The sequence below is a fragment of the Magnetococcales bacterium genome (assembly GCA_015231925.1).
Classification (GTDB): Bacteria; Pseudomonadota; Magnetococcia; order Magnetococcales; family JADGAQ01; genus JADGAQ01.
On the sequence record JADGAQ010000285.1, the window covers coordinates 1 to 3,783 of the forward strand.

The 3,783-nt window shown below is 52.7% G+C and carries 2 protein-coding genes; both read right to left on the minus strand.

The features are described from left to right. Positions 1-50 precede the first annotated feature (50 nt). A complete protein-coding gene (locus HQL56_18795) occupies positions 51-1,799 on the minus strand; it encodes a type II/IV secretion system protein (GenBank protein ID MBF0311565.1) in 1,749 nt (582 codons plus the stop codon). 322 nt (positions 1,800-2,121) lie between these two features. Continuing rightward, positions 2,122-2,865 carry a DUF3494 domain-containing protein gene (locus tag HQL56_18800; protein MBF0311566.1) on the minus strand — a complete coding sequence of 248 codons (744 nt, stop codon included), beginning with the start codon at positions 2,863-2,865 and terminating at the stop codon, positions 2,122-2,124. Positions 2,866-3,783: the final 918 nt, after the last annotated feature.

Below are 3,783 nucleotides of genomic sequence, written 5' to 3' on the forward strand. Positions count from 1 at the left end.
ACCGTCTTGCGCCTTGCCAGGAACCAAAATCTGGCAAATGTCAACACGCCCTAGTATTTGTGAGCCACTCTCAGCACTTCCGCAATGGTGGTTTCTCCAGCAAGGGCCTTGCGGAGTCCATCTTCATATATAGTTCGCATTCCCTCGTGAATAGCCACTTTCTCAATGTCCGTAGCGCCGCCCTTGTCCAAAATAAGCTGCTGTATCGCCTCGGATGGAATGAGTAACTCGGTAATATTGGTTCTTCCTTTGTACCCCGTATCTTGACACCGTTTACACCCTTCTCCCTTGAAGAGGGTTATCTCTTGGGAGTTCAGCAGCATATATCCAAGTCCTACGGCATTGCTCATGGGTATTGTATAGGCAATTTTACACTCCTCACAGATGCGCCTGACCAGCCGTTGCGCCAGCACACCCGCCAACGTTGAGGTTAACAAATAGCCCTGGATGCCCATTTCCAGAAAGCGGGTCACCGTGGCCGCAGCACTATTGGTGTGAAGTGTGGACAAGACGAGATGTCCTGTCAGCGCAGACTCCACGGCAATCTGGGCCGACTCCAAATCCCGTATCTCCCCGACCATGATTATATCCGGGTCTTGGCGGAGAAATGATCGCAGCACCTTGGCAAACGTCAGGCCGATTTGAACCTTCACTTCAACCTGATTAACCCCTTTCAGCTCGTATTCCACCGGATCTTCCACGGTGAGCAATTTACGCTCCGGGGTATTGAGTTCCGCCAGGGCGCCATATAGAGTCGTTGTCTTGCCACTGCCTGTGGGCCCGGTCACCAGTAAGATTCCATGTGGACTGTGCAATACCTTGCGGAACTCTTTGAGGGTATCCTCCGCGAAGCCAAGGGTATCCAAGTCCAGAACGACACTGGACTTATCCAGAATTCGCAATACCACGGACTCTCCATAGACCGTCGGTGTGGTCGAGACCCGGAAGTCAACCATATTCCCGCTGACAGCCATGCGCATTCGGCCATCCTGAGGCAGACGCCTTTCGGCAAAGTCCAGCTTTGCCATGATTTTCAGACGGGAGATAACCGTTGGAGCATAATTCTTTGGAAAGGTCTCTTCGCTTTTCAACAAACCATCCATGCGAAAGCGAATTCTCAGGCTATCTTCAAAGGGCTCGACATGAATGTCGGAAGCTCTTGTTTCAACAGCGGTTTCGATCAAACGATCAACCAGTTTAACCACAGGCCCGTCGCTCGCTTGATCTTTTAATCGCTCCAGTTCATCGTCAGACCACTCGCTTTTCAGGCCGTATTCCTCATCATTTTTGGTGTGGTCTTCTCCGTAGACTCTTCTCAGTGCCTCATTGATGAGTACCGGCACCCCTACGCGCGGTTTGACCGGCTTGCCGAATTTCAAACGCAATGCCTCTAAATAATAAGCGGAATCGAGAGGATCGGAAATTGCCACTTCCAGGTGGTCTGGGAAATCGGCAAGTGGCAGAATCTGATTGGCATGAAAAAACCTCAGATTAATCTCTTCGGGCAATACCGATGATGTTGGATAGTCATCTTGCTTCAGTAGGGGGAGTCCGAGCAATTCGGCCAGAGCAGTGGCCATGTCGGTTTCGTTGACCAGGCCTAACTTTACCAAGGCCTGATCAAAACGACCTGATCCGGCTGCATGAAGCCGCATGGCCCGATCGATCCCACGCTGATCGATCTTTTCGTTGCGGATCAGCCATTCTCCAAGGGATTGGAAAAAGAGCGTTTCCTTCTGGTTGCTTCCCAGGGACTCCCTGTAGGGCAGCTCCTCCTTCGCCATCAAACCGGTGCTCATGTTTTGTATCGATCCCTGTGATATCAAAGGAGGCAGCCTTCTGTTAACCGGCTAAACTTCTGCATCCGGTTGTAAAATATACACATAGGTGGACTGACGAGATCTGCAGAGAAACCCATATGTCTTGGTTGGGCCTTCTCTCGTCCCATTCTTCCACCCCCATCAATTTCCGGCACGCATCGGGGCATCTCCTGGAGAGTAGGGTTGTCGTCGCGATGCCGCGACGGGAGGCAACCACGACCTTGGCCCTAAACTCCAGAAGACAGCTCCTTACTCCTGTCGGTGTGGGTGTGCCTTATGACCACATTGGCGACATGGGTCTTTACTGGGGCTGTGTAACCGTACTCATCTGGAGCGTTACCGCCGTCTGGGCCAACAGTCTTCCGTTGACCGTTGCGCCCGTGTTCACGGCGATCATGGTTTTATCGAGCAGGATGCCTTCAAAGTGCGAGGTGGTCCCGAGGGTCGATGCGCCGGCGACTGCCCAGAAGATGTTTTTGGCCGAGGCTCCACCAGCCAGTTTGATGCGTTTCGCATTGGCCAGATCAAAGGTTTGGGCAATCTGGAAGATCCAGACATCGTTCGGACCGCCGGTCAGCGTGAGATCGTTGGAAATGGTAACGGGCGAACTCCACTTGTAGATGCCGGGAGCGAGATCTTGCCCGCCAACCTCGCCACCACCCAGTTCCGTGAAATTGGGGGATCCCCGTCCCGAAGCGTCCGTGTAGGCAGCTTCCATGTCGCTCACTGCCGAAGTCAGCAAGCTGGGGTTACTGATCGTACAGGGTAAGGGACCTGCGACCGTGACGGTATACACCTTTCCCACCACTTCATCGCATGTGAGAAGGAGAGCCGCACCGGTGATGGGGCTCGTTCCAACATCGCCAACAACAGAGGATCGGAATACGTCGGTAATTCCAGATTTGCTCAGAATCGCGAATGTTCCGGCTTGGCCCAAGTTCACGGGCATCGTTCCTCCGGCGAAAGCCACGGCACTCATGATCACGGAACTAGCCAACATTGCAGCCAGTATCAACATCTTGGAATGTTTTTTGCTAATTGTCATAACGTGTTCCTCCATTCGTCTGAATATCTCCGTCAAAGATGGAGATCTACCGACTCGAATTAGTAGCATTCCCAATGTTTGCTACGGCACTTACAAACAAGCTTTGCACATATCAAGCCAAACGGGAAATTATCAACAGTTCAAGAGTAAGTGCTTAATTTCACTGTGTAAAAGTGATAATAAAATGTTGCTGAAGCACCCGGTTGCTTCAGCCTTTCGTTTCAAACCAATTTTTTCATGTTGTATTGAATCAAATAGTTTCAAACTCCTTTTGAAACGCCGGCGGGAGGAGGGGGCGGAAAGCGATTAACGTAGCTTACAGCAGGCCGGCAGAGCCGGTCCGTTCGATACGCCTCGTTGGAATGTCACCTGCCATACCACTCCGAACGCCGCCCATAACCACATCCTGAAACAGCGACTTGAGCATTTAGTGAAACTCCCGCCATTATCCCGTCTTGTTGATCAATTTCTGCTGCGACCGGACCCGGACCGCGCCATGACGGCGTTGCGTCCGCTCGACGATCCTCACCGTGGAACGGCCGCGGTTCCGCTCGTGAGGCCTCGCCCGCCTTGTCCTGACGCACCCGGGCCGGTTTCGCCACGCAATGGATGGATAATTCCGTTTCTGTTTCATTTTTGCATTATTGCAGGGGTCTGGGGACCATCATGGTCCCCAGCAGGGGTTTGACTCGGGCCATCCATGGCCCGAGTCCATCCTCCGCCGGGGGCGATAATCGCCCCCGGACCTCCGTATTAATGAACGAATGAAACAGAAATGGAATAAGACGGGATTCGTTGCCGCATGACTCCCCCGTGGCGGTGTTGCAGCCTTGGATTGTCTCCGGTATTAAAATCCAGGGGTAGATTAGGGCGTGTTGACATTCACCATCTTTTGGTCCCTGGCCGCGTTGCAATCCG

What these genes read in the sequence shown, in the direction of transcription:
- HQL56_18795 (MBF0311565.1), bottom strand. Translation starts at nt 1,799, where the DNA reads ATGAGCACCGGTTTGATGGCGAAGGAGGAGCTGCCCTACAGGGAGTCC.
- HQL56_18800 (MBF0311566.1), bottom strand. Translation starts at nt 2,865, where the DNA reads ATGACAATTAGCAAAAAACATTCCAAGATGTTGATACTGGCTGCAATG.